The sequence below is a fragment of the Nonlabens marinus S1-08 genome, assembly GCF_000831385.1.
In the GTDB taxonomy this organism is placed as follows: domain Bacteria; phylum Bacteroidota; class Bacteroidia; order Flavobacteriales; family Flavobacteriaceae; genus Nonlabens; species Nonlabens marinus.
The window spans coordinates 1,946,904-1,972,157 of sequence record NZ_AP014548.1; the positions used below are offsets into that span (position 1 = coordinate 1,946,904).

Genomic DNA, 25,254 nt, shown 5'->3' on the forward strand with positions numbered 1-25,254 from the left:
CTTAGTCCTTTTTTGTAAATCTATTGTCCACATCAAAACCTAAAGTATCGGTTTTTTTAAAATAATCGATCATGGCATTACGTACTTTATAATCTATTCGGGTACTGGAAATAGCTCTTGTAAAAAAGTCCATGTTGTCTCCTCCAGACAATAGGTAATCATTAGTCATGACAAAATAATTGCGATCGTATGTTAATGGGCTTCCATTTAAAGTGACTGATTTAATAGCATCGTCTTGAAGCTCGATTTGTAGCCCGTCAAAAGGATGCGCTAGTTTTTTAGCAGCTAGATAATTGACTAGTTCTTTCATCTCTGCCGGCGCAAGTTCAGCCACCACAATTTCGTTTTCAAAAGGCATTACCTCATATGCAGTGCGCAACGTCACATCGCCTTGTGGAATTCCAGCACGTATGCCGCCATGATTGAGTAAAACTACATCTACATCATTGCCAGTTCTGGATGTATATACGGGCTCGCCTTGCATCCTGGCGATCGCTGCCATCATATTTCCTATGCGGGTATTTAATGGCGTATCATTTTTGTACATGGCTGCAGGATTGTAGCTCAGCGGTGTGTCCATCTGTAGGTCAAGACTTTTTTTGTAGGGAGCGATGTAGTTTTCAATTTCATCGACCGCGTTGATGGTAGAATCGATTTGAGTTTGGCTAGCTGTCAGCTTCTTAGCTGTGTAGGTTTCTGTCTTGCAGGATGTTGTGAGGAATATCGCTTTCGCGAAAGCGAAAACCATTAAACCTTTCCTGCAAGTTACCGTCATAGATATTTTCATAGGTGATTGTTATACCTTTGTTGGGTTAGTAAAAGTAAATGATTTTTGACGTTTTAAAGAGCCGATGGCTGCGCAAAGAGCAGGACAAGATCAGGAAGGAAAACAGGTTACGCAATGCCTCTAAACCTTCCTCTATGGTGGTCTTGTACAATGCAGATGCCGAGAAATCAACGCTTTTTATAGAGCAATGGGCTAAAGCACTGGGTATTGAAGAAGTGACTCTAGTGGGAATGACTAAAGACGCTCAAGCGACCTCTAGTGCAAACCACATTTACTTGCACTCAAAGTCCCTTAAATGGTCTGGCGGTATCGCAGACATTCATCTTGAAAATTTGTTAAAATCTAAGGTTGACTTGCAGATCAATTATTTTAAAGAAGCGGAAGCCCTAATATATTATGTGGCACTGGCATTGCGAGTTGATTTTAAAGTGGGATTTCCTACACAGGATGTCGAATTATATGACCTTGCGATAGATACCTCGCTGGATCAAAAAGAACTTTTTATAGCAGAATTAAAGAAATATCTAAACATTATAACAACATAAAATGCAGGAATTAATAGGAACTGGAGTCGCTCTAATCACCCCTTTTAAAAAAGATGGTAGCGTTGATCACTCCGCTTTAGAGAAGCTTGTTGAATTTCAAATCGATAACGGTACGGACTATCTAGTAGTTTTAGGGACTACAGGTGAAGTAGTGACTTTAACTAGTGAGGAGAAAGAGGCGGTTGTGGCTACGGTCATTAAAGCAAACGACAGCAAGTTGCCACTGGTCATTGGGATAGGAGGGAATGATACTAGGATTGTAGTAGAGCAGATCAAGAAAACAGATCTAAGTCCGTTCGCAGCTATTTTATCTGTTTCTCCTGCGTATAACAAACCTACTCAAGAAGGAATTTACCAACACTTTAAAGCGATCGCCGAGGCTACAGATAAACCCATAATATTGTACAATGTACCAGGGCGCACGTCTTCAAACATCTCAGTCGCGACTGTTGTAAGGTTAGCTCACGATTTTGAAAATATTGTTGCGATTAAAGAAGCGGCAGGAGATATCGTACAGGCTATGAAAATGATTCAGTACTCTCCGCCAGAATTCTTGGTCATTTCAGGAGATGATATGATCGCATTACCTATGACTTTAGCGGGTGGTGCAGGAGTGATATCAGTAATTGGACAAGCAATAGCTCAAGATTTCAGCGATATGATACGTTATGCCTTGAATGGAGATGTTCAAGAAGCCTATGAATTGCATTATAAGATCGCGCCTAGTATTGATTTGATCTTTGAACAGGGAAATCCTGGTGGGATCAAGTCGTTGTTAGCTCATTTAGGTATAGGAGAAGAGAATCTACGTTTACCCTTAGTTCCTGTGGATGAAGATTTGAGAAAGCGCATGAAATCCTTTCTAGACGCATACGAGAACTAGAGTAGACACGTTTAACCTTAAGGTGCGTTTGCCTGTGAATTGGCTACCTTTGCACCGTATTAAAAATAAACAATGAAGCAAATCACGGTTCTTTTATTAATCGTCATCGCAATTACTGGCTGTTCTAATTATCAGAAAGCATTAAAATCAGAAAGCAAGCAGTATCAAATAACAGTTGCAGATTCTTTATATGCTGCAGAGAAATATGGTAAAGCCATTAGTCTTTATGAGAAGGTAGTACCTCAATTCCGCGGTACAGATAGTGCGGCACCAGCAGCTTTGAAATATGCAAATGCATTGTATTACGATGGTCGTTATCCAGAGAGTGGGTATCAATTTGAAACCTATCGCAATAGTTATGTAGGTGATCCTAATAGAGAATATGCGACCTTTATGATAGGTAAAAGCTTGTATGAGATGGCGCCTATTTATTCTAAAGATCAAGAGCCTACTAAGCGTGCCATGACTAAATTTCAAGACTACATCAATCTATATCCTAATGGGGAATATCTTGATGAGGCTAATGCACTGGTAGATGAGATGCGATATAAGCTGGACAAGAAAGCTTATGAGATTGCAAAAAATTACCACAAGAGAGCACCATTTTCAAGAGGTGGATTCGTATCTGCGATCACCACCTTTGAAAACTTTATTGTCGATCATCCAGGGTCAGAATTTCAAGACGACGCTCACTTTTATTTGATTGATTCTCAATACAATTATGCTGTAAATAGTTTTGCAGTTTTAATTCCAGAAAGACTTGAGCTTGCTAAGGAATATTATGATACCTTTGCAATCCGTTTTCCTGACAGCGAATACATGGCTGAAGCAAACGACTTGTTGATGAAAATCAACGAATACAATAACTTAAGAACTGAATAATACTATGGATACTAAAAACCTTAAAGCACCCAATACGACGGTTACTTATGATAGGGATCTTTTAACAGCCCCTACTGGTAACATGTATGAGGCTATTTCCATTATTGCAAAACGTGCAGAGCAGATCAATACTGACATCAAGGAAGAATTGATCGAGAAGTTAGAAGAATTTGCAACTTACAATGACTCGCTAGAAGAGATCTTTGAAAACAAGGAACAGATAGAAGTTTCTAAATTCTACGAACGTTTGCCTAAACCACATTCTATCGCCGTACAGGAATGGATGGATGGTAAAATTTATCACAGAGACACAGGAATTGCTGAATAGATTCCCATGAATATTTTAAGCGGGAAAAACATATTGCTAGGAGTAACTGGTGGTATAGCCGCTTACAAAGCTACATTTTTGACGCGCCTGCTTGTAAAAGCGGGCGCTTCTGTTAGGGTAGTAATGACACCGGCAGCGCGTGATTTTGTCACACCTCTTTCTTTATCCACTTTATCTAAAAATCCTGTCCTATCTTCATTTGTAAATGAAGAGGATGAGAATGGCGTATGGAATAATCATGTAGAATTAGGTCTATGGGCTGATTTGATGATCATTGCTCCAGCCACTGCAAACACAATGAGTAAAATGGTGAATGGGAACATTGACAATTTGCTGCTCGCCGTATATTCCAGTGCCAAGTGCCCGGTTTATTTTGCTCCAGCGATGGATCTGGATATGTACAAACATCCGTCTACCACAGCTAATTTTGAAAAACTTGCTGGCTACGGCAATCACATGATCCCAGCAGGCGATGGAGAACTAGCCAGCGGGCTTTCGGGAAAAGGCCGCATGGCAGAACCAGAAGAGATCGTAGCTTTTGTCAGCCAGCAGTTAGAGAGAGAGCAACCTTTAAGAGGTAAGAGATGCTTGATTACGGCAGGTCCTACCCATGAATCTATAGATCCAGTACGTTTTATAGGCAACCACAGCACTGGTAAAATGGGCATGGCACTAGCGCAAGATTTAGCAAATAGAGGCGCTACGGTTACATTGATTATGGGGCCTAGCGCTGTGCAAAATCAGCATGAGTTGATCAGAAGAATTGATGTGGTCAGTGCTCAAGAAATGTATGACGCCGTTCATATGTACGTTTCCTCTCAGGATTATGCTATTTTTAGCGCCGCCGTGGCAGATTATAAACCAGTGAATACTGCTAACCAAAAAATAAAAAAGCAATCTGATACGTTAACTATAGAGCTAGTAAAGAATCCAGATATTCTAGCGAGTGTCGGAGCTTTAAAGGAAAGACCCTTTTTAGTAGGATTTGCACTTGAGACGGAGAATGAATTAGAGTTCGCTTTCGCGAAAGCGAAAAAGAAAAACACCGATTTACTAATCTTAAATTCCATGCGGGATGAAGGAGCAGGTTTTGGTACCGATACGAACAAAATTACCATCATTGATAAATCTGGAAATGCAGAGGCGTTTCCTGTAAAGTCAAAACAAATGGTGGCTAAAGATATTATTGATGAGATTATTAAACGTACGAGTTAGCATAGTCAGCCTGCTTTGCTGGTTCATTGCGTTCTCCACCATGGCGCAGGAGTTCAATATGACCGTTCAAGTGAACGCGCAAAATATTGCTCAGCCGGATCAGACAATTTTCAAAACATTAGAGACTTCCATGCAGGAGTTTATCAATAACACCAAGTGGACGGAGAAGAACTATGATGAGGAAGAACGTATTAATGGTGCCTTGATTTTCGTAGTTACAAATTATGATAACAATCGTTTTCAAGGGAACTTTCAATTGTCCGTTTCCAGACCTGTTTATAACTCCACTTACACGTCGACCATTTTCAATTACAAGGACAACGACATTAGTTTTGAATACATAGAGAACTCTCCTTTTTTTTACAATGACAATCAGTTTCAGAGTAACCTGACGTCTTTGGTTACCTTTTATGTCTATACTGTTTTAGGTATAGATGGGGATACATTTGCTTTGAAAGGTGGTCAAAAGTATCATGAGGAAGCACAACAAATTGTCAATCTCGCACAATCTTCTAGAAATATAGGTTGGAATCCTGGAGACGGGAACGGGTTGATCTCTAGATACCGCTTGAACAACGATTTGTTATCAGATACCTACAAGGAGTATCGAGAGATAATGTATGATTATCACATCAATGGGATGGATAAGTTTGCCTTGAACCCTAAGGAGGTGAAACAAAACTTGCAAGGGTACATTATGAAATTTGAGGAGTTGAACTCTAGACGCCCCAACAGTTTGTTGCAACGTACCTTTTTTGATGCTAAGGCGGACGAGATCACCAGCATTTACACAGGTGGTCCAGCGGTAAATATTGCTAAGTTTAAGGAAACACTTCAAGATCTCGCACCTAATCAATCTACAAAATGGCGCAGTATAAAGGTGTAAATGAGCTTGGGCAGCGATTGCATTTTAGTTAGATTTAGGCAGCGATAATCGCTGCTTTTTTTTTGAATCAAACTCTTGTTTTTTAGTTGCTTAAAGAAATTCACATACAGAATTATGCCTTGATCGATCAGCTGGATTTGACGCTAGATGAAGGTTTGACGATGATTACAGGAGAAACTGGTGCTGGAAAATCTATTTTACTTGGTGCTCTGGGGCTAGTTACAGGAAAGCGTGCGGATTTATCTGCAATACGAGATACCTCTACCAAATGTGTGGTAGAAGCTCATTTTGATATTTCAAAATTGGGATTAAAGTCCTTCTTTGAAGCGGAGGATTTAGATTATTATGATGTCAGTATTATCAGGCGGGAGATATTATCCTCTGGTAAAAGTCGCTCGTTCATAAATGATACTCCAGTTACCTTAAGCACTATAAGTGAAATAGGAGGAGATCTGATAGATATTCATTCACAGCACCAAACTTTACAGCTCGCTACAGACCAATTCCAAATGGATACGCTCAATGCGTTTGTGAACGAACAGACTAAAACTACCGATCCATCTGGGAATAAACTGTTATTGGATTACCAGTCAAAGCTCAAAGAGTACAAAACACAAGTAAAGTCCTTAAAAGAATTTAAGGACAATCAAGCAGCCTTAGCTCGTGAGCTGGATTACAATACGTTTTTACTGAATGAACTTGAAGAGGCGCAACTGGACGGCTTGAATCAGGAAGAGTTGGAACAAGAAAACGAACAGCTCAGTAACGTTGAGGTTATTACGGAAGCATTGGGGCTGTTAGAACATCAACTCACCGCAGATGGTGATGGGATCATTGATGAACTGCGTGAAATCAAGGCAAAATTGAAAACAGTGGAATCTTTTTCAGCAGCTTATAAATCCTTGAATGAACGATTGACTTCAGTTATTGTAGAATTAGAAGACGTATCAGTCGAGACAGAACGCCAAAAGAGTCAAGTAGAAGTAGATCCAGAGCGTTTAGAGACGGTCAATTCAATATTAGGCACTCTAGATAACTTGTACCGTAAACATCAAATGGACAATGTTCAAGACCTGCTGCAATTAAGAGATGACCTTGCAGATAAAGTTTTGACGGCTCAAAATATGGACAGTAAGATCAAGAAAATGGAAACCTTGATCACTGCCACTGTGAAAGAATTAGATATCCTAGCCTTGCAATTGCGTCAGCTGCGTATGGATCACAAAGTAGCAATGGAGCAGCAAATTCTCGACACGGTCATGCTATTGGGAATGCCTGATGCCCAATTCAAAATTGAAATGACTGGCTTGAATGCCTATAATGACTATGGTAAAGATGAGGTCATTTTTACCTTTACTGCAAATCGTGGTTCACAGCTTCTTGCTTTGGACAAGGCGGCTTCTGGTGGTGAATTGTCGAGATTAATGCTGGCTATAAAAGCGCTGCTTTCACGATGCAAACAGTTACCAACTATAATTTTTGACGAGATTGATACCGGCGTTAGCGGTTCCATTGCAGAAAAGATGGCGGTAATCATGAAACGCATGTCTAGCGCCATGCAAGTTATTACCATCACCCATCTACCTCAAATTGCCGCTGCAGGAGACGATCATGTGATCGTACGTAAGAAAAATGAAGGCGATCGTACCGTTTCTACCATAGAAAAATTAGGCCAAAATGCTAGAGTAGAGGAGATTGCCCAAATGTTAAGCGGTGGTAGCGTGTCAGATGCTGCTCGTGAAAATGCACGTATTTTACTTCAATAGATAATTTTATATTTGCATTATATAATCAACTTATGTCTTACAACTTACTTAAAGGAAAACGAGGAATCATATTTGGCGCATTGGATGAGAATTCCATCGCTTGGAAAACCGCAAAACTAGCGCATGCTGAAGGTGCAACGTTCGTGTTGACGAACGCTCCAGTAGCGATGCGTATGGGAGAAATCAACAAACTTGCGGAAGAATGCGGGAGTGAAATCATTCCAGCAGACGCTACCAGTGTTGAAGATTTAGAAAACCTAGTAAGCAAGTCTGTTGAGATTCTAGGCGGGAAATTAGATTTTGTATTACACTCCATCGGCATGTCTGTAAATGTGCGTAAAGGAAAAGCGTATACAGATCAAAACTATGCATGGACAGAAAAAGGGTGGGATGTGAGTGCTGTCTCTTTCCATAAGACCATGCAAACCTTGTACAAACAAGACGCTATGAATGAATGGGGAAGCATCGTTGCCTTGACTTACATGGCAGCCCAGCGTACGTTCCCAGATTACAATGATATGGCAGATAACAAAGCCTATCTAGAAAGTATTGCGCGCAGTTTTGGATACTTCTTTGGGAAAGACAAAAAGGTTCGTGTAAATACCATCTCACAATCTCCAACGCCTACAACCGCTGGTAGCGGTGTGAAGGGTTTTGAAGGATTCTTGAGCTATGCAGAAAAAATGAGCCCGCTAGGAAATGCTACAGCTCAAGATTGTGCAGAGTATACCATGACTTTATTTTCTGATTACACAAAAAAAGTGACCATGCAGAATTTGTTCCATGATGGTGGATTTTCCAACACAGGAGTAAGTCAAGAAGTCATCGAGAAGTTTTAAATACAAGTTTACAAATAAACTAAAAAGGCTGTTTCTACAGCCTTTTTCAATTTAATAATGGAAGAGTTGCAGTTTTCGTTTATAGTACCCGTCTTCAACCGTCCAGTTGAGGTGGAACAACTATTGGAAAGCCTCAGCCGTGTGCGCAGTGCATCTTCCTTTGAAGTTGTAATAATAGAAGATGGTTCTAGTGAAACTTGTGAGCAGGTCTGTTCTCGCTTTCGCGAAAGCGTAAACATTTCCTACTTCTATAAGAAAAACACAGGTCCAGGCGATTCCAGAAATTATGGAATGCAAAATGCCCAAGGGAATTACTTTATTATCCTTGACAGCGACTGCTTAGTGCCAGTGCATTATCTAGAAGTTGTTAAGGAACAGCTCAGATTACATTATGTGGATTGTTATGGAGGTCCAGACGCGGCAAATGACCGTTTTTCAGATTTGCAAAAGGCTATAAACTATTCCATGACCTCTATTTTGACTACCGGCGGTATACGCGGTGGGAGTGAGGCTCTAGGCAAATTTCAGCCACGTAGCTTTAATATGGGCTTGAGTAAAAAAGCATTTGAAGCAACGGGAGGTTTTAGCACCATACATCCTGGTGAAGATCCAGATTTAAGCATCCGTTTGTGGGATCTAGGATTTGAAACTGCCTTGTTCAAGCAAGCATATGTATTTCATGAGCGACGTATTTCCTGGCGATTATTTTTCAAACAGGTGAAGAAGTTTGGAACTGTTCGGGTCATTTTAAATAAATGGCATCCACATACATCGAAACTCACCTATTGGTTTCCAACTGTTTTTCTTTTCTATTTTTTGATAGCACTCCTATTTACGTTAACGGGTCAACTTTTTTTAATAGGGACCGTATTGTTCTATCTAGCGCTGGTGGGTTTCGATTCTACTCTGAAGAATGGAGTTAAGATTGGTATGATGAGTATCCTGGCAGTGGTGATTCAGTTCTCAGGTTATGGTTTGGGTTTTATAAATGGTTATCTTCAAATAAATTTTCTGAAACGGGAAGAGCGGATTGCTTTTCCTAGCCTATTCTTTACAAAATGACCAGATCAGATTACAGTAAGTTTTTTTCATTCATAGTTTTTACTATTGCGGCTGCGATATTGTGGTTCCTTTTTCGCTACAACAACACCTATGTAGAGGATACTACGGTGAAAGTGAAATGGTCAAATGTTCCAGTGGATATCGAGTTAAATGATGACTCTAGAACTGTTGAAGTTCCTGTGAAGGTTCAGGCAAGTGGATTTCGATTACTGTGGCTCAATTACAAAGTTGTTTCTAGTACCATTGATTTCAATACGTCTGTCAACTCTAGAAATGGGGAGCTTATTTTCCGTCCAGAAAATTCTAGGAAAATGATCAACGCAGCAGTTGGTGAAGATATTCAAGTGCTGGAGATCGACAACACACCTATATCCATAGGCTATGAAAAATTTGCTTCTAAAAAAGTCCCTCTTAGGAAAAATTTCAAGGTGAAATTTCAGGGTAATTATCAAGAAGTAGGTGAAAGTGATTTTGACTTAGATGTAGTGACTATTACAGGTAATGATAAGCTAGTTAATAAGTTAGATTTTCTTGATGTTGAGCTAGATAATATCACAATTGAAGATTCACTAGTGGTTAAGAAAATTGATTTGAACGCTCTTTACCCTAAATTAAGAATTGATCCTCCAGTAGTTTCTTATACCATTCGTGCCGCTCAAATGACTGAAGGTTCCATGCGTATTCCTATAACTCTAATCAATAAGCCAGTAGACGCTAAAATCAAGTTGATTCCAGAAGTGGTTACTGTGGTGTTTTCTTGCAGGTTAAAAGACTATGAATCAGTCAGTGCTGATGATTTTAAGGTAACTGTAGATCTTCAAAACCTAAGCTCTGGAGACACTACTGCCGTGCCTATGGTAACTGTTTCTAATGAAGTCGTCAATGAAGCCCGTGTTCAGCCTCAATCTGTACAAATTCTAATTATTCAATGAAAATTGTTGGTCTAACTGGCGGCATAGGTAGCGGTAAAAGTACTGTCGCAGCTGAATTTAAAAAACTTGGGATTCCTGTTTACATTGCTGACGAGGAGTCAAAAATAATATTGAACTCTGACCCTGGAGCTATTCAAGAAGTCAAGAGTCTATTAGGCGAAGAAAGTTATAAGCTGTTAGAAGATGGGTCCACAGTTGCAAACAGAGCTTGGATAGGTGAACAGGTCTTTAATAATTCTCAATTATTAGAAGAATTAAATGCAATACTTCACCCTAAGGTGAGGCAGCATTTTGAACAGTGGCAGGCATCTAAAGACGCAATTTATTGCATTTATGAGGCAGCTATTTTGTTTGAAACTGGTGGTGATAGCAGGTGTGATTTTACCATTTTAGTTACAGCTCCTGAACAGGAAAGAATTAGAAGAGTCATGAAAAGAGATCAGGTTTCAGAAGCTACGGTCAAAGCGCGTATGAAGAATCAGTGGGCGGAGTCAAAGCGTATAAAAAAAGCAGATTTCTTAATAGTAAATGAAGATTTACACAAGATTCCTTGTTACGTAAATAATGTTCACGTTTTTATGTTAAAAAATTGAGGATAGTTATAAATTATGTAAAGTTAAGATTGGGTTAAAGAGTAATTAACACTTTATCTAACTGTTAAATTTGCGCTGTGCAAAAAAGGTTACTTTATACTTTAATAGGCTTGATGAGCCTTTCCCTTATAGGGATTATCGTAGTTCAGATTTATTGGATTACTAATAGCATTCGTTATAACGATGAGCAGTTTTCATTTGCAGTAAAACAGACCATGGTAAGCGTAGCTACAGAGCTAGAAAATAGAGAGATAGGTAGTTACCAGCTTGCATTACAAAACCTGAAGGATACCTTAGGCGGGAATATAGAGCCAGGCAAGCTGAGAAGGTTACTGCTTGCCCAACAAAATAGAAGACTTATTGAAAACTCTACTCTTCACAATAACCCACTCATAGAGGATTATAAATTAGATCCACAACTTACCGATCTAGATCTGGACAGCATTACTTTTAAAAGATTGTTTGACTCAAATGGAAAGCTGAATCGGAAAGAGGAAAATGCGTCAACAGACAACAAAATCCGGTATTCAGAACTTGATAATTTTGCTCGAAAAGTTACAGGAGAACGTGCCAGTGAATATTTTAGCATCCTTCCCTTACCACAACGAGTTTCAATTGAAGAAGTTTACGAATTAATAAAGTTAGAATTAGAGAAACGTCAAATCGAAGCTCGATTTGAATTTGCTATTTACCAAGACGGTTTTGCTACTAGAGTTCAATCTCCGGACTTTACATATGTTCCAGACGCTACCTGGGATTATCCTATTTATAGGACATCCTATGATACTGTAGAGCCTTATTACTTATATATATCACTTCCACAAAGAAAGAAGGTAATTCTTTCATCCATAATGGGAATGGCTTTACTATCTCTTGTTTTCACTACTGTCATTGTAGTTGCCTATTCAAGCGCAATTAATCAAATTTTCAAACAACGTCAGATTTCTCAAATCAAAACTGACTTTATTAATAATATGACTCATGAGTTCAAGACACCTATAGCAACTATTAATCTAGCCCTAGACTCATTAAACCATCCTAAAATTTCTTCAGATCCCGAGAAAGTGAAGAATTACTTGAGGATGATAAGAGAAGAAAATAAAAGGATGCATGGACAAGTAGAAAATGTGCTGCAAATCTCTAAGCTAGAAAAGAATGACTTGAACTTGTCTAAAGAGCGCGTAGAGATGAATGAGTTGATTAATGATAGCATCACTCATGTCCAATTATTGTTAGAAGAAAAGAATGGAACCATTAAAACCCATTTAGGAGCATTACGCACCGTGGTGTTAGCTAACGAGAGTCATATGACTAATGTCATTGTCAACATATTAGAAAATGCAATCAAGTATACTGAAAGTGCGCCCATCATTGATGTTTACACAGAGAATGTAAAAAATAAATTAGTCATTAAGGTACGGGATCAAGGAATCGGAATGGGAAAAGCGGCGCAACGTAAGGCATTTCAAAAATTCTTTAGAGAACATACCGGTGATATTCACAATGTAAAAGGTCATGGATTAGGTCTTGCATACTCAAAACGCATACTTGAGGACCATGAGGGAGAAATTTATGTACAAAGTGTTAAAGGAAAAGGTAGTACCTTTTCAATCCACTTGCCGCTAATAGTTTAAATCAATCAATTAATTCAATATTTATGGAAACTGAGAACAAAAAAATTCTACTCGTAGAGGACGATCCCAACTTTGGTACCGTGCTCAAGGACTACCTGATCATGAACGATTTTGATGTAGTTCATGCTAAAAATGGAATGGAAGGTTTTGAGAAGTTCAAAAAAGACAATTACGACCTTTGTATCCTAGACGTGATGATGCCTTATAAGGATGGTTTCACGCTAGCTAAAGAAATTCGCGAGAAAAACGAAGATGTGCCTATCGTGTTCCTTACAGCTAAAGCCATGAAAGAAGATGTGCTAAGAGGTTATAAAGTAGGAGCAGATGATTATTTGAATAAACCTTTTGATAGCGAAGTTCTATTGATGAAGGTTAAAGCGATCATACAGCGTAAAGGTCAAGACAGCATTGCTGATTCTAAAGAGTTTGAATTCCAAATAGGAAACTTCCATTTAAATTCTAAACTCAGATTCCTTTCTTACAATGATCAAGAGCCTATCAAACTTTCTCCTAAAGAAAATGAGTTGTTGAGATTGCTCGCTCTTCACTTAAATGATTTGATGCCTAGAGAACTGGCATTGACTAAGATATGGAGAGATGATAACTACTTCACCTCTAGATCTATGGACGTATACATTGCTAAATTACGTAAGTACTTGAAGCCAGATGATAATGTTGAAATTGTGAACATTCACGGTGAAGGATTTCGTCTACTGGTAAAAGATCAAGTAGATTACTAATCTAAAGTACGTTAAGATTCCATAAATTTTTCTTGGACCCGCTTTACAATCTCTGTATGGCGGGTCTTATAGGAAAACCATGTGACACTAGGGTCTTTTCTGTACCAAGTCATTTGTCGTTTGGCAAACCTTCTAGAATTTCTTTTAATTAACCTAATTCCCTCTTCTAGGGAATAATTATATTCTAAGTAAGGAAATAACTCTTGATAGCCCACCGTTTTTAGGGCGGTTAATTCTTTATAGGGTAAAAGTTCTCGAACTTCTTCTAGTAATCCAGCTTTCAGCATCACATCGACTCGATGATTGATGCGCGCATAAAGCTCTTCTCTAGGTGCCTCAAGTCCTATTTTTATTACCTCAAAACTCCGTTTTTTACTAGTGCTAGTTCTAAAACTAGAAAAAGTTTCTCCACTACTTCTATAGATACTTAGAGCTCTCAGAATACGTCGTGGATTGGATATGTCAACCTTGGCGGCATATTCGTGATCAACTTTACGTAATTCCTCTACTAATGCGTCTAAGCCATCTTGATTCAGTTCTTTTTCTAACTGTTGTTCTATAGCTTCCGGAACTTCTGGAAAATCATCGAGGCCATGAGTTATCGCCTTTTCATACAAGGCGCTACCACCCACCATAATGACTTCATCATGTTTCTTAAATAATTGATCCAGCAATTCAATCGCGTCTCTTTCAAAATCACCCACGCTATAATCCTGATGGATCGACAAGTTTTGAATAAAATGATGTGGTGCAGCTTCCAGTTCTTCTGTCGATGGAACTGCGGTGCCTATGGTCATTTCTTTAAAAAACTGTCTAGAGTCGCAGGAAATGATTTCTGTTTGGTACGCTTTCGAGAAAGCGATACCTAGCGCAGTCTTTCCCACTGCAGTAGGGCCTATGATGGTAATAAGTCGTTTGCGCTGCATTTACAATGAATATCCGCACTTGTGGCAGTAAGTGGCACCATCTTGGTGTTTTTTGGCAAGGCAATTTTGACACACCTGAGTGTTGACATGGCGGTACTCTGGATTGTTCAGTGGATCTGCAGGTTTTTTATCCTTAGCTCCGCTGGTATATTCAGCACTCACAATACCTGTAGGGACAGCGATGATTCCGTAACCCATGATCATAATTACACTTGCTAGAAACTGACCCATAGGAGTTACGGGTGCGATGTCGCCAAAACCAACAGTGGTCAATGTCACAATACACCAGTAAATGGAGACTGGAATGCTTACAAAACCACTATCAGCGCCCTCTACAAGATACATGAGGGTTCCCATAATGATGGATATTACTAATACTGCGAAAAGAAAAACTAGAATTTTAGGAAAGCTAGATTTAAGCGCCTTACTCAATTTATCTGCTTCTCCTATAAAACGTGTGATTTTTAGAATTCTGAAAACTCTTAGAAGGCGCAAAGAACGCACTGCGAGTAAGGCGTTGTAGCCTCCTGGTAAGAAAAAAGTTAAATAAAGTGGTGCTGTGGAAAGTAAATCAATAATCCCATAGAAGCTGAAAATATACTTACTAGGCTTATTTATGGTAACGATTCTCAATACATACTCTATGGTAAAGAATATCGTAATGACCCATTCGGCCATAATAAATTCTTCTGCAAATCTTGATCCTAAAGATGGAACACTTTCCAGCAATACTAATATAACGCTGATGATGATGACCACCAGCAACAACACGTCAAACAACTTTCCAGCAGGCGTATCAGCTTCATAAATGATTTCATGGAGCTTGCGTCGCCATTCGGCAGTTGGTTTGACTTGAGATTTAGGCATTAATAGTTTTTAACATAGCGAGCAGGTTGAGACTCGTGCATCATCTGATACACCTTATCAAAGATGTCGTCCACACTTGGTTTTGAGAAATAATCCCCATCAGTACCGTAAGCTGGGCGGTGATCCTTGGCAGTCAAACAATCTGGTTTGCTATCGAGCAGTTTCCAAGCATTTTGCTTATTGACTACCTGATCAAGTATAAATGCACTAGCACCCCCAGGCACATCTTCATCAATGATTAATAAGCGACTTGTCTTTTCCAAGCTCTTTCTAATGTCTTGTGAAATGTCGAAAGGCAGCAAGGACTGAACATCTATTACCTCTGCATCAATATTGACAGTTTCTAGAACTTCAGCAGCTTCCATTACTAGTCGCAATGTGGAACCATAAGAAACTAGGGTGATATCCGTTCCTTCTCTCAATACTTCTATTTTACCTACCGGAGTTTTAAATTCTCCCAGGTTTGTAGGCTTTTGCTCTTTCAAACGATACCCATTTAGACACTCTACAATAAGTGCTGGCTCATCGGCTTCTAGCATAGTGTTGTAGAAACCAGCAGCTTGCGTCATATTGCGTGGGACTAAAACATGAATACCTCTTACTAAATTTATGATCCCACCCATAGGGGAACCACTGTGCCAAATACCTTCCAACCGGTGACCACGTGTTCTAATAATGAGTGGCGCTTTCTGCTTACCAGCAGTTCTATACTGAACGGTGGCGAGGTCATCACTCATCAATTGTAAGCAGTACAGCAGATAATCTAGATATTGAATTTCAGCAATAGGGCGTAAACCTCTCATGGCCATTCCAATTCCTTGACCTAATATAGTAGCCTCACGGATTCCTGCATCTGCTACTCTTAAAGCTCCATATTTTTCCTGCATACCTTCAAGCCCTTGGTTCACGTCACCAATGGCTCCAGCATCCTCACCAAATACCAATACTTCCGGAAACTTTGCGAATAGAGCATCAAAGTTGTCACGCATGATGACTCGCGCATCCACTTCCTCCGCCTCTTCATCGTATTCTGCAGCTACTGCATCAATGTTAGTCGCCGCCCATTTGGAATGGCTGTGAAGAAAATCACCGTAATTATGATGTTGAGTTTTGATATAGTCATCGCTCCACTCTTTCAAAGCAGCAATAGCTGGATTGCTTTCTTTTAAGGAAAGACGTAGAACCTTGCGAACGGATTCCATCAATTCTTTACGCACTGGTTCCCGTTGCGCTTTTAATTCTTCTATTATAGGAGTAATGAAGTTTTTATTTGCTGAGGCACTGGCAACGGCATTCATCAAATCAATTGCTTGATCTTTCTCCTGCTTTATAGGATTTAAGTATGCTTCCCACGCTGCTTTTTTACCTTCACGTACTTGCTTTTTGATATCTTTCTCAATAGAGGTTAAATCTTCCTCTGTTGCAAAATCATTTTGTAGAATCCACTCTCTGAACTTTACGTTACAATCATGCTCGCGCTCCCACTGCAAGCGATCTTCGTTTTTATAACGCTCATGAGATCCACTAGTAGAATGTCCTTGAGGCTGCGTTAATTCTTGTACATGAATCATGACAGGTACATGCTCCTCTCTAGCTACAGCTCCAGCCTTTTCATAGGTTTCCACCAGTTCTGGATAGTTCCAGCCTTGAACTTCCATCAGTTCATAACCATCGTGATCTTCATCTCTTTGAAAACCAGACTGAATTTTACTGATGTTTTCTTTAGTTGTTTGATGTCTCGCATGAACGCTAATACCATATTCATCGTCCCAAACACTTATAACCATAGGTACTTGTAAGACTCCTGCGGCATTGAATGTTTCCCAGAAATGTCCTTCACTGGTACTTGCATTTCCAATAGTTCCCCAGGCCACTTCATTTCCATCGTTGGAAAACCCATTGTCTTCAGGTATCAAATCGTTATGTCTATAAACTTTAGAAGCTTGCGCCAGTCCCAAAAGCCTAGGCATTTGAGCAGCAGTAGGGGAAATGTCTGCGCTGGAGTTTTTCTGGTCTACCAATCGTTTCCAAGAACCATCTTCATTCAAACTGTGGGTGGAAAAATGCCCTCCCATTTGACGTCCTGCGCTCATAGGTTCTTGGGCAATATCAGTATTAGCATATAGACCTGCAAAAAACTGCTCAATGGTCAGTTCGCCTATTGCCATCATAAATGTCTGGTCGCGGTAGTATCCACTGCGGAAATCTCCATTTTTGAAAGATCTAGCCCAAGCAAGCTGGGGTAATTCTTTTCCATCTCCAAAAATCCCAAACTTTGCTTTTCCAGTTAAAACCTCTCTACGTCCTAATAAACTGCATTCCCGACTGGTAACTGCAATTTTATAATCCTTAAGAACTTCATTTTTAAAATCTTCCTGTAATAAAGGCTGTTCAGCTGTTTCTTTTGTCTGCATAGGTGTTTCTCGCTTGTCCACAAAGATAATCAAACCCTTTGCCAGTTACAACCAGATCAATACCAACGCCTGTTGAAAAGGCTCACAAACGTATTGATGTCTAACGTCACAATAAAGCGGATTTTTTGATCATAATCTGGTTGTGCGACTTCCCAACCTTTATTGCTGTATAACGGAAAGTAAAGCTCAAAATAATCCTGTAACAGGTTAAGGCGCACACCACTATCGTAAACAAATTTTGCACTAGCTTCTGAGTTTTTTACTAGCCCAACATCGCCATAGGCATAAATATATTTCCAAATACTGTAGGAAGCATTTGCTGTCGTGATCCATCGATTTGCAAATGCAGGTTCCAATTGAGATTTAAAACCGCCTTCAGCTACAATGAGTTGCTGGGAAAATAACCCTGAATCTTCCGACCGGCCATAGTAATTATAATCAAACAAATAATCTGTGGGTCTGTCCAATGCAAAAGAGAAAAAATCATCACTTCCCGTATCATTATACAAAAAGGTTCCTGCAAACAATCTAAAGTTAAGTTGGCGATTGTCCTTGAAAAGCTTTCGCCATTCTAGACTTCCGTCGAGTTTGCCAAATTTCGTAGAGATTTCAGTACCTATATTATAGGAAAAAAATCTTTTAAAATTAGGATCACTATGCGACCAGGTGATGGCAAATACATTGTAATCCGGCTCTGAAACTGGGTTCAAATCACTGCGCTCCCGGTTCACCAATACATTACGAAAATTGAGTCGCTGCTTGCGATTGCTGCGCAGGTCTTCCGGTCTAAAAGACAGGCTCAAAAATCCAGAAAATCTGCGATATAAAAGATCCTCTTCATAGCTATAGGTGTTTGCACTCAAACCATAGCGCACTTCATAAAGTCTTTCTGTACGATCTTGCATGGGGTGTGCATAGGCAAAGCCAATAGAACCTATTAATTTCTTAGAGTTAAAACCGTACGTTGGATTAATACCATATCTAAATGGTTTTGGCAATAGATTCCCATTGTAAAATCGCGCTCCTAAACTTACCCCATCGTATAAATTAAAGCCTAGATCTGGAATTAAAAAAACTTCGGTTTTTGTCGGGTCTTCTACATCTTTAAAAAACTTGAAGCGTAAGGGACGGTTGATACTAGGAAAATCTTTGAGTGTACGGTAATTGTCCCGCTGTGAAAATTCAGGAATAAGCTGCTCATAATTAATGGCGATGCGGTCTGCACGCTTTCGCGAAAGCGTAATTGTAGTATCTCTTGCAAAAGCAGGAATCCATTCTTTGGTCAAGATACTATCGTTTTTCAACCTATAAAATGGTACCGGGAGCATTCTTCCAGACTTGTTTTTCAACTTAACCTTCAGTGAATCTTCATCCCTGCTGACTGACCTGATCTTCCAGTCCATTCTCACATGAGTGGTGATGAAATCTTCAAAAAACCAGTCGGTAGATTCATTTGCATGTGAATTTAAAACTCGCTGAAATTCAGAAGTATTAGTAGGTTCGGTTAAAGAACTCGCATATAGCTGTTGAATCGTTTTCTCTAAAGATGCATCATCCAGGTAATCGTCTAAATACATGAATCCAACGCCTGCTTTATAAGGAATTCCTAGTTCTTGATTGTATTTGACTAAGCTGTCTCCAGGAGTGACCAGCGCTTGATCCAGATTGAGTCGAGCCGTATTGAGAAATAACAAGGAATATTGATCGTTAAACTTAAGTTTTGCAGCATTAAAACTGCGCAACCCCCACACTTTACTGAATTTTCCGGCGATTTTTAAATCAGGATAAGCATTTTCCTGATACTTCATCAATGTGTAGATGGTAATTGCGTTTTGCAACCAAAATTCATCCCTTGGATTTATAAGGTAACCGCTTTCCACCCATTTACGGGTCATCGCCTTAAGCATCTGCACCTCATAACTAAATCCATCTGGAAACGGATTGATAAAATCTGGCAACGAACTCAATCCATAAACAGGACTTTCCTTGTAATACCTATTGGAGATCAAAATTTGATCGTGAGGGTACGGGCCTAGATGCTCAGTTAAATAATCTGTAATCTTGTTTAAGACCACAATTTTCATAGGGTCTGATAGATTGTCATCTTTCAGGTCTGAAATGATCGTCAGTTGATCTGTATGGTATCTTTTGAATTGTAGTTTTTCCTTGCGTATATACAAATCAGCCTCTTTATAGCCGCTGCCTCCAAAAAGATAACTGTTATAAGTGTTTGTAGGAGCCTCTAGTTGTAGAGGTATCGTACTGATTGCATTAAAATTTGTGGGAATATGAAGAGATATGGTAAAGTCCATAGGTGCTCCATAAAAATCATTCAAATCTTTGTGAGAGTAGTATTGCCAGTCGCCATTAGCAAATACTGCTGGATGTAAATACCAAAACTTCAGGTTGTATTCTCCTGTACTGGTTTTCCCATAGTCTGTAAAATCATCTTCAGGAATGGTGACCTCATAATTTAAAATAAAAGTCCTAGAACTGCCTGGAATGAGGGGCTCTTCAAGTAATAATTCCACCACATCTTTTTGATTAGGCAGTCTATGGACCGTGTAATCAGCCGCAGCAGTTTGCTGTTGGAAGACGGTTTTACCACGATCTTCTTCTTTTGAAAACTGGAACCTATTTTTGAAATCTTCAGCGAACCTATTAGCTAGGGCAGTTTCTACATTGCTGAACGAGTTTGCCCAATCTAAAAGTACCACCCGATCCCAGGATTGGGAAGAGGTGTTTGTAATTACCAGTGTTTGCTCAATTTTAATAAGATCTTTGCCAGGCTCTAGATAAGCTATGATCTTCGTTTCTTGTTGAGCAAGAAGAAAAAAGGGAAAAAATAAAAATAGATATCTCAAATGTTTCAAGAACAAATTCTTTTTAGGGCAAACGTTTAAGATTGGTAAGTTTGAGTATTAGTACTTGTGAGAAAGTGCTGCAAAATAAACAATTAAAACAAAGATCGTACCCAATCCTAAAAATTAGGGCTCAAAGAATATTTGTTATAGAAATCATTAATGATTTGCACCGCTTCATCGCTCGTATCGACCACATGCAAAAGATCGATGTCCTCTGGACTTATAGTAAAGAATTTTTTGTCGAGAGTGCTCTTGATCCAATCCATCAACCCTTCCCAAAACTCACTACCCATTAGAATAATGGGAAATCTTCCTATTTTTTTAGTTTGGATCAACGTAATCGCTTCAAAAAGTTCGTCTAGCGTACCAAAACCTCCAGGCATTACAACAAAGCCTTGGGAATATTTGACAAACATGACTTTGCGAGCAAAGAAATAATCAAAGTCCAAACTCTTATCGCTGTCGATATACGGATTGTCGTGTTGTTCAAATGGCAATGCAATATTCAGCCCTACAGATGTACCGCCACCTAGATGAGCACCTTTATTACCTGCTTCCATTATTCCTGGACCGCCACCAGTAATAACACCGTATCCATTTTCTACTATCTTACCAGCTACTTCAGTGGCAAGTTGGTAGTATTTATTATCTGGTTTTAATCGAGCGCTTCCAAAAATAGAAACACATGGTCCTATGCGACTCATGCGCTCAAACCCCATTACGAATTCTGATAAAATTTTGAAGGTGGCCCAACTATCGTTGGTTTTCAAATCGTTCCATCCTTTTTCTCTGATCTCTTTTCTCATGTGCTTACTTCAATTCTTTTTTAAGAAACCTAGCCGTATGGCTAGTTTTATGTTTTGCTACTTGTTCTGGCGTTCCTACGGCAATTACCTCGCCACCGCCGCGGCCGCCTTCCATACCTATATCGATGATATGATCTGCGATTTTAATCACGTCCATATTATGTTCAATGACAAGTACCGTGTTGCCCTTATCTACAAGTTTATTTAGGACTTGTAATAATACTCTAATATCTTCAAAATGCAATCCTGTGGTAGGTTCATCTAGAATGTAGAAGGTGTTTCCTGTATCTCTTTTAGATAATTCTGACGCCAGTTTTATGCGTTGTGCCTCACCACCAGATAGAGTAGTGGATTGCTGCCCTAGTGTAATATAACCTAGGCCTACATCTTTTATTGTTTTCAGTTTTCTATAGATCTTAGGAATGGCTTCAAAGAAGTCTGTAGCCTCATTGATCGTCATGTTTAGTACATCACTGATGGATTTTCCTTTGTAACGTATTTCTAGTGTTTCCCTATTGAATCGTTTTCCTTGACAAGTTTCACAAGTCACATAAACGTCAGGGAGGAAATTCATTTCAATGACTCTTAATCCGCCACCTTTACAGGTTTCACAACGACCACCTACTACATTAAAACTAAACCTGCCTGGTTTGTAGCCTCTTATTAAAGCTTCTGGAGTTTTTGCAAAAAGGCTGCGTACTTCATTAAATGTCCCGGTGTAAGTTGCTGGGTTAGATCGTGGTGTGCGACCTATTGGGCTTTGATTGATGTCAATTACCTTGTCGCACTCATCTAAACCTTTAATGGACTTGTAAGGCATAGGAACTTTTACTCCATTAAAGAAATGAGCATTCATTATAGGGTATAGCGTTTCATTGATCAACGTGGACTTCCCACTTCCTGAAACACCACTTACTACAATCATTTTTCCAAGAGGAAAATCAACGCTGATGTTTTTCAGGTTATTTCCAGTACACCCTTTCAATGAGATTTTCTTCCCGTTTCCTTTTCTTCTCGTTTTTGGAATCTCGATTTCTCGAGTACCATTGAGGTATTGAGCTGTAAGTGTATTATGCTTTAAAATTTCAGTAGGTGTCCCCTCGCTAATGATCTCTCCACCATGTTTTCCAGCATGAGGTCCTATATCAATTACATGATCGGCACGCTCAATCATATCTTTATCGTGTTCTACTACAATTACAGAGTTCCCAACGTCTCTTAAAGATTCTAGAGAATTGATTAATTTTTCATTGTCTCGCTGGTGCAATCCTATGCTGGGCTCATCGAGTATGTATAGAACTCCAACCAGTTGGGAGCCTATTTGAGTAGCCAGACGTATGCGCTGGGCTTCTCCTCCTGAGAGTGATTTAGCACTTCGGTTTAGGGATAAATAATCCAATCCCACGTCTAGCAAAAATTGTAAACGTTCTCGAATCTCCTTTAATAATTCAGTTGCGATTTGTTTTTGCTTTCGCGAAAGCGAAGGTTCCAAATCATCAAACCATGCGACTAGCTGCACAATATCCATTATGGCAAGCTCTGCAATATTCTTTTCGTTGACTTTGAAGTACAAGGACTCTTTGCGCAATCGGGTGCCTTCACAGTCAGGACATTCCACGCGATCCATAAATTCTTTTGCCCAGCGCTGCAAGCTGGTACTGTCGTTGTTTTGATAGGTTTGCTCAATGAAATTAGCAATACCCTCAAAATCAATTTTATAATTGCGCTTCACGCCCAATTGTTTAGAATCAACTTCTAGCGATTCATTACCACCGTAAAGGATCATTTGAATCGCCTCGTCAGATACCTCACTCAATGGGTCAGTTAGTTTGAAGTCAAACTTTTGAGCTATCAGCTCTAATTGTTTGAAAATCCAATTTTTCTTATTGTCAGGATATGGCGCTAGACCGCCTTTTTTAATAGAAAGGCTGCGATCTGGAATAATTTTATCATCGTTGACTTTATATAATGTTCCTATACCGTTACAGGTAGCGCATGCCCCTTTGGGCGAGTTGAATGAAAAGTTATTCGGTTCTGGTTCTGGATACGAGATTCCTGAACTGGGACACATTAAATTACGTGAGAAATAACGACCTTCTTTAGAATCTTGGGGCACCACTATAGCAATATCATTACCATGATACATGGCCGTATTGATGGATTCTTCCAGTCTCTTGATGTCGTTCTCGCTATCTCTTACTTGAATCCTATCAATGACAATTTCAATATCATGGATCTTATAGCGATCTAGTTTCATTCCTTTAGTGATATCTACAATCACACCATCCACACGCACTTTCACAAAGCCTTGTTTGGCTATTTGTTCAAATAGCTCTCTGTAATGACCTTTACGTGATCTGATGACGGGAGCTACTAAGCTGATGCGCTGCCCGTTATATTCTTCTATGATCAATTCTCGTATTTGCTCGTCACTATAACTTACCATTTTTTCTCCAGTATTGTAGGAGTAGGCATCGCTAGCTCTGGCAAATAACAATCGTAGAAAATCGTAGATTTCAGTAATAGTTCCCACCGTACTTCGTGGACTTTTTGATGTGGTTTTCTGCTCAATGGCGATTACAGGGGATAACCCATCAATTTTATCGACATCAGGTCGTTCTAATCCACCTAAGAACTGACGTGCGTAAGCCGAAAATGTCTCAATGTATCTGCGTTGACCTTCCGCATATATCGTATCGAAGGCTAGGGAACTTTTTCCTGATCCAGACAAGCCTGTAATGACAACTAATTTTTCTCGTGGTATATTGACATCAATGTTCTTAAGGTTATGAACACGAGCGCCCTGTACCTCAATCATTTCTTCGTTTTCAGACATATTTTTTTGCAATCCCGCGAAGTTACCTCATACATCTTTTAAGACCTTATAATCTTATCTCAAAAAAATACATGTAAACGGTCTTGATGGGTCGCTCGATTAAAAGACAAATTACAGCTTCACTTTATCGATTAATCTGGTAATCTATCGTAAATCGACCTGGTTTTAAAATCCTTTAAGAACCTATTACGTAGATGTTTTTAAGTTTAAGAGAATCGAGAAAATTAAGGTCGCATGGGAGGTTATTACGAAAAAACAGATTATAAGACAATATCTTATGCTGTAATACGAGTTGCTCTAGGGGGTTATTTATTGTTTCATTCTATTATAGGGATCATTGATTTTGACCAGTTTATGGTCACGGCACTTTCCTATTTTGAAGAAGGGTCTTCTATCTCCTTTCTTGCTTATCTAACTCCTATTGTTCCATTTATGGAGTTCTTTCTAGCTTTGATGATATTGACTGGTCTTTATACAAGGTTGGCCTTACAGTGGGCCATAGGTGTCGGCATCTTTTTTATGCTATTTTTTCATTTTACAGATGATTTAACGTCTGCTCTAGAACACGCTTATGGTGTCATTGTCAAAATTTCCTTATTGAGTTTGTTGTTCTTAAATAAGTACTCGCTAGATTATTATAATTTATGGAATGTCTCAAAAGAGACTAAAACTATTTGATCTGAATATCTGTAATAGGAATGTTTATTCCAAAGACACTTTTTCTTTTTGAAATAGGAAACCCAGCATCTGTCACTTCCCAATCATTCCATTTTGCTTCCACGCCATCAAAAGGTAGGATGCTTACCCACATTTTAAAATTTTGAGGGCGGTAATTCTTGTCCAACTTCCATACATAAACATCTCCTGGTGTAGTGCCTCCACTCAAGTAGCGAACTAACAATTTTTCTTGTGCATCTTCCCTGATAATTTCACGTTCAGTCCCTGGATCCATTATCTTGTGTGGAGCCACCATCCAGAAACTATCATTATTGAAGTTTTTCAACGCATAAGCTATAGCGTCTTGAGTGTCATTTTCATTCAATGGCGTTCCATCTTCAAAAGCTAAACTGTTGGTATTAGATTCTAGATCCAGCTTTACAAATTTGTCATCCCAGCGCACTTCTACCATCCCTTGCTGTGGATACCACTTGTAATGGTTAGTTCCTCTAAAGGTCCAGGAAATAAGTTCAGCTTCTTTGAATTTTTCATGCTCGATGGCATCCAGAACCTTAAAAGCAAGTTCATCAGCGGCAGGTCCAGAGAGGCCCGTTGGAACATCTTCAGCAAGGGCGATTTTTAGAATTAAAAAAAGAATAGCGAGTAAGGCAATGAGGCCTAAAACACCTCGTAGAAGCCACTTTAAAATTGTTTTCAAAAGAATCGGTTTTGGGTTGAAATTACGACATAAAAAAATCTGCCGTGAATGGATCGCGGCAGATTTTATAATTC

Annotated in this window: 22 protein-coding genes; 14 read left to right on the forward strand and 8 right to left on the reverse strand. The window is 39.3% G+C overall.

The window, feature by feature from the left end; translation table 11 throughout:
- Position 1: 1 nt before the first annotated feature.
- Positions 2–787: a 5'-nucleotidase C-terminal domain-containing protein gene (locus NMS_RS08975; RefSeq protein WP_052476869.1), complete on the reverse strand. Its 786-nt coding sequence runs from the start codon at positions 785–787 to the stop codon at positions 2–4.
- 38 nt (positions 788–825) lie between these two features.
- Between NMS_RS08975 and NMS_RS08980 the strand changes: the two genes are divergently transcribed.
- The 13 genes from NMS_RS08980 (at position 826) to NMS_RS09040 (ending at position 13,092) form a co-directional block, all read left to right on the forward strand.
- Positions 826–1,332 (forward strand): DUF6913 domain-containing protein, encoded by a 507-nt coding sequence (locus NMS_RS08980; RefSeq protein ID WP_041496402.1) that lies wholly within the window; start codon positions 826–828, stop codon positions 1,330–1,332.
- Position 1,333: 1 nt separating this feature from the next.
- Entirely contained in the window at positions 1,334–2,215 is an 882-nt protein-coding gene (dapA, locus tag NMS_RS08985) for a 4-hydroxy-tetrahydrodipicolinate synthase (protein ID WP_041496403.1), read from the forward strand.
- A 72-nt stretch (positions 2,216–2,287) separates the two neighbouring features.
- Positions 2,288–3,097, forward strand: a complete 810-nt coding sequence (locus NMS_RS08990) for an outer membrane protein assembly factor BamD (RefSeq protein WP_041496404.1) — start codon at positions 2,288–2,290, stop codon at positions 3,095–3,097.
- 4 nt (positions 3,098–3,101) lie between these two features.
- Positions 3,102–3,425 (forward strand): DNA-directed RNA polymerase subunit omega, encoded by a 324-nt coding sequence (locus NMS_RS08995; protein WP_041496405.1) that lies wholly within the window; start codon positions 3,102–3,104, stop codon positions 3,423–3,425.
- Between the two features lie 6 nt (positions 3,426–3,431).
- Positions 3,432–4,640 carry a bifunctional phosphopantothenoylcysteine decarboxylase/phosphopantothenate--cysteine ligase CoaBC gene (gene coaBC, locus NMS_RS09000; protein WP_041496406.1) on the forward strand — a complete coding sequence of 403 codons (1,209 nt, stop codon included), beginning with the start codon at positions 3,432–3,434 and terminating at the stop codon, positions 4,638–4,640.
- On the forward strand, positions 4,615–5,526 hold the full coding sequence (gene porD, locus NMS_RS09005) for a type IX secretion system protein PorD (RefSeq protein WP_041496407.1): 912 nt from the start codon (positions 4,615–4,617) through the stop codon (positions 5,524–5,526). Before coaBC ends, porD begins: the two co-directional genes overlap by 26 nt.
- A gap of 86 nt (positions 5,527–5,612) precedes the next feature.
- Positions 5,613–7,292: a DNA repair protein RecN gene (recN, locus tag NMS_RS09010; RefSeq protein WP_041496408.1), complete on the forward strand. Its 1,680-nt coding sequence runs from the start codon at positions 5,613–5,615 to the stop codon at positions 7,290–7,292.
- A gap of 32 nt (positions 7,293–7,324) precedes the next feature.
- Positions 7,325–8,131 (forward strand): enoyl-ACP reductase FabI, encoded by an 807-nt coding sequence (locus NMS_RS09015; protein WP_041496409.1) that lies wholly within the window; start codon positions 7,325–7,327, stop codon positions 8,129–8,131.
- A gap of 57 nt (positions 8,132–8,188) precedes the next feature.
- Positions 8,189–9,193, forward strand: a complete 1,005-nt coding sequence (locus tag NMS_RS09020; RefSeq protein ID WP_041496410.1) for a glycosyltransferase — start codon at positions 8,189–8,191, stop codon at positions 9,191–9,193.
- Entirely contained in the window at positions 9,190–10,125 is a 936-nt protein-coding gene (locus NMS_RS09025; RefSeq protein WP_041496411.1) for a YbbR-like domain-containing protein, read from the forward strand. Before NMS_RS09020 ends, NMS_RS09025 begins: the two co-directional genes overlap by 4 nt.
- Positions 10,122–10,718, forward strand: a complete 597-nt coding sequence (coaE, locus tag NMS_RS09030; protein ID WP_041496412.1) for a dephospho-CoA kinase — start codon at positions 10,122–10,124, stop codon at positions 10,716–10,718. The genes NMS_RS09025 and coaE overlap by 4 nt, the downstream gene beginning before the upstream one ends.
- 113 nt (positions 10,719–10,831) lie before the next feature.
- Positions 10,832–12,352, forward strand: a complete 1,521-nt coding sequence (locus NMS_RS09035; protein ID WP_052476871.1) for a sensor histidine kinase — start codon at positions 10,832–10,834, stop codon at positions 12,350–12,352.
- Positions 12,353–12,375: 23 nt separating this feature from the next.
- Positions 12,376–13,092, forward strand: coding sequence for a response regulator transcription factor (locus NMS_RS09040; protein WP_041496414.1), 717 nt, complete (start codon positions 12,376–12,378; stop codon positions 13,090–13,092).
- Between the two features lie 11 nt (positions 13,093–13,103).
- Here the strand turns inward: NMS_RS09040 and miaA are convergent, their stop codons facing one another.
- The 6 genes from miaA to uvrA all read right to left on the reverse strand — a co-directional run bounded on the left by miaA (position 13,104) and on the right by uvrA (position 23,805).
- A complete protein-coding gene (miaA, locus tag NMS_RS09045; RefSeq protein ID WP_041496415.1) occupies positions 13,104–14,018 on the reverse strand; it encodes a tRNA (adenosine(37)-N6)-dimethylallyltransferase MiaA in 915 nt (304 codons plus the stop codon).
- Positions 14,019–14,885: an ion transporter gene (locus NMS_RS09050; protein ID WP_041496416.1), complete on the reverse strand. Its 867-nt coding sequence runs from the start codon at positions 14,883–14,885 to the stop codon at positions 14,019–14,021.
- Positions 14,885–17,299 carry an alpha-ketoacid dehydrogenase subunit alpha/beta gene (locus NMS_RS09055; RefSeq protein WP_041496417.1) on the reverse strand — a complete coding sequence of 805 codons (2,415 nt, stop codon included), beginning with the start codon at positions 17,297–17,299 and terminating at the stop codon, positions 14,885–14,887. The genes NMS_RS09050 and NMS_RS09055 overlap by 1 nt, the downstream gene beginning before the upstream one ends.
- A gap of 56 nt (positions 17,300–17,355) precedes the next feature.
- The gene (locus NMS_RS09060; protein WP_041496418.1) at positions 17,356–20,172 is read right to left on the reverse strand and encodes a gluzincin family metallopeptidase; all 2,817 of its coding nucleotides are present in this window, start codon (positions 20,170–20,172) and stop codon (positions 17,356–17,358) included.
- Positions 20,173–20,279: 107 nt separating this feature from the next.
- Positions 20,280–20,969: an LOG family protein gene (locus NMS_RS09065; protein ID WP_041496419.1), complete on the reverse strand. Its 690-nt coding sequence runs from the start codon at positions 20,967–20,969 to the stop codon at positions 20,280–20,282.
- A gap of 4 nt (positions 20,970–20,973) precedes the next feature.
- The gene (uvrA, locus tag NMS_RS09070) at positions 20,974–23,805 is read right to left on the reverse strand and encodes an excinuclease ABC subunit UvrA (protein ID WP_041496420.1); all 2,832 of its coding nucleotides are present in this window, start codon (positions 23,803–23,805) and stop codon (positions 20,974–20,976) included.
- Positions 23,806–24,039: 234 nt separating this feature from the next.
- Here uvrA and NMS_RS09075 point away from each other — a divergent pair, with 234 nt between their 5' ends.
- A complete protein-coding gene (locus tag NMS_RS09075; protein ID WP_041496421.1) occupies positions 24,040–24,483 on the forward strand; it encodes a DoxX family protein in 444 nt (147 codons plus the stop codon).
- Here the strand turns inward: NMS_RS09075 and NMS_RS09080 are convergent.
- Positions 24,476–25,180 carry a hypothetical protein gene (locus NMS_RS09080; protein ID WP_052476873.1) on the reverse strand — a complete coding sequence of 235 codons (705 nt, stop codon included), beginning with the start codon at positions 25,178–25,180 and terminating at the stop codon, positions 24,476–24,478. The genes NMS_RS09075 and NMS_RS09080 overlap by 8 nt on opposite strands.
- Positions 25,181–25,254: the final 74 nt, after the last annotated feature.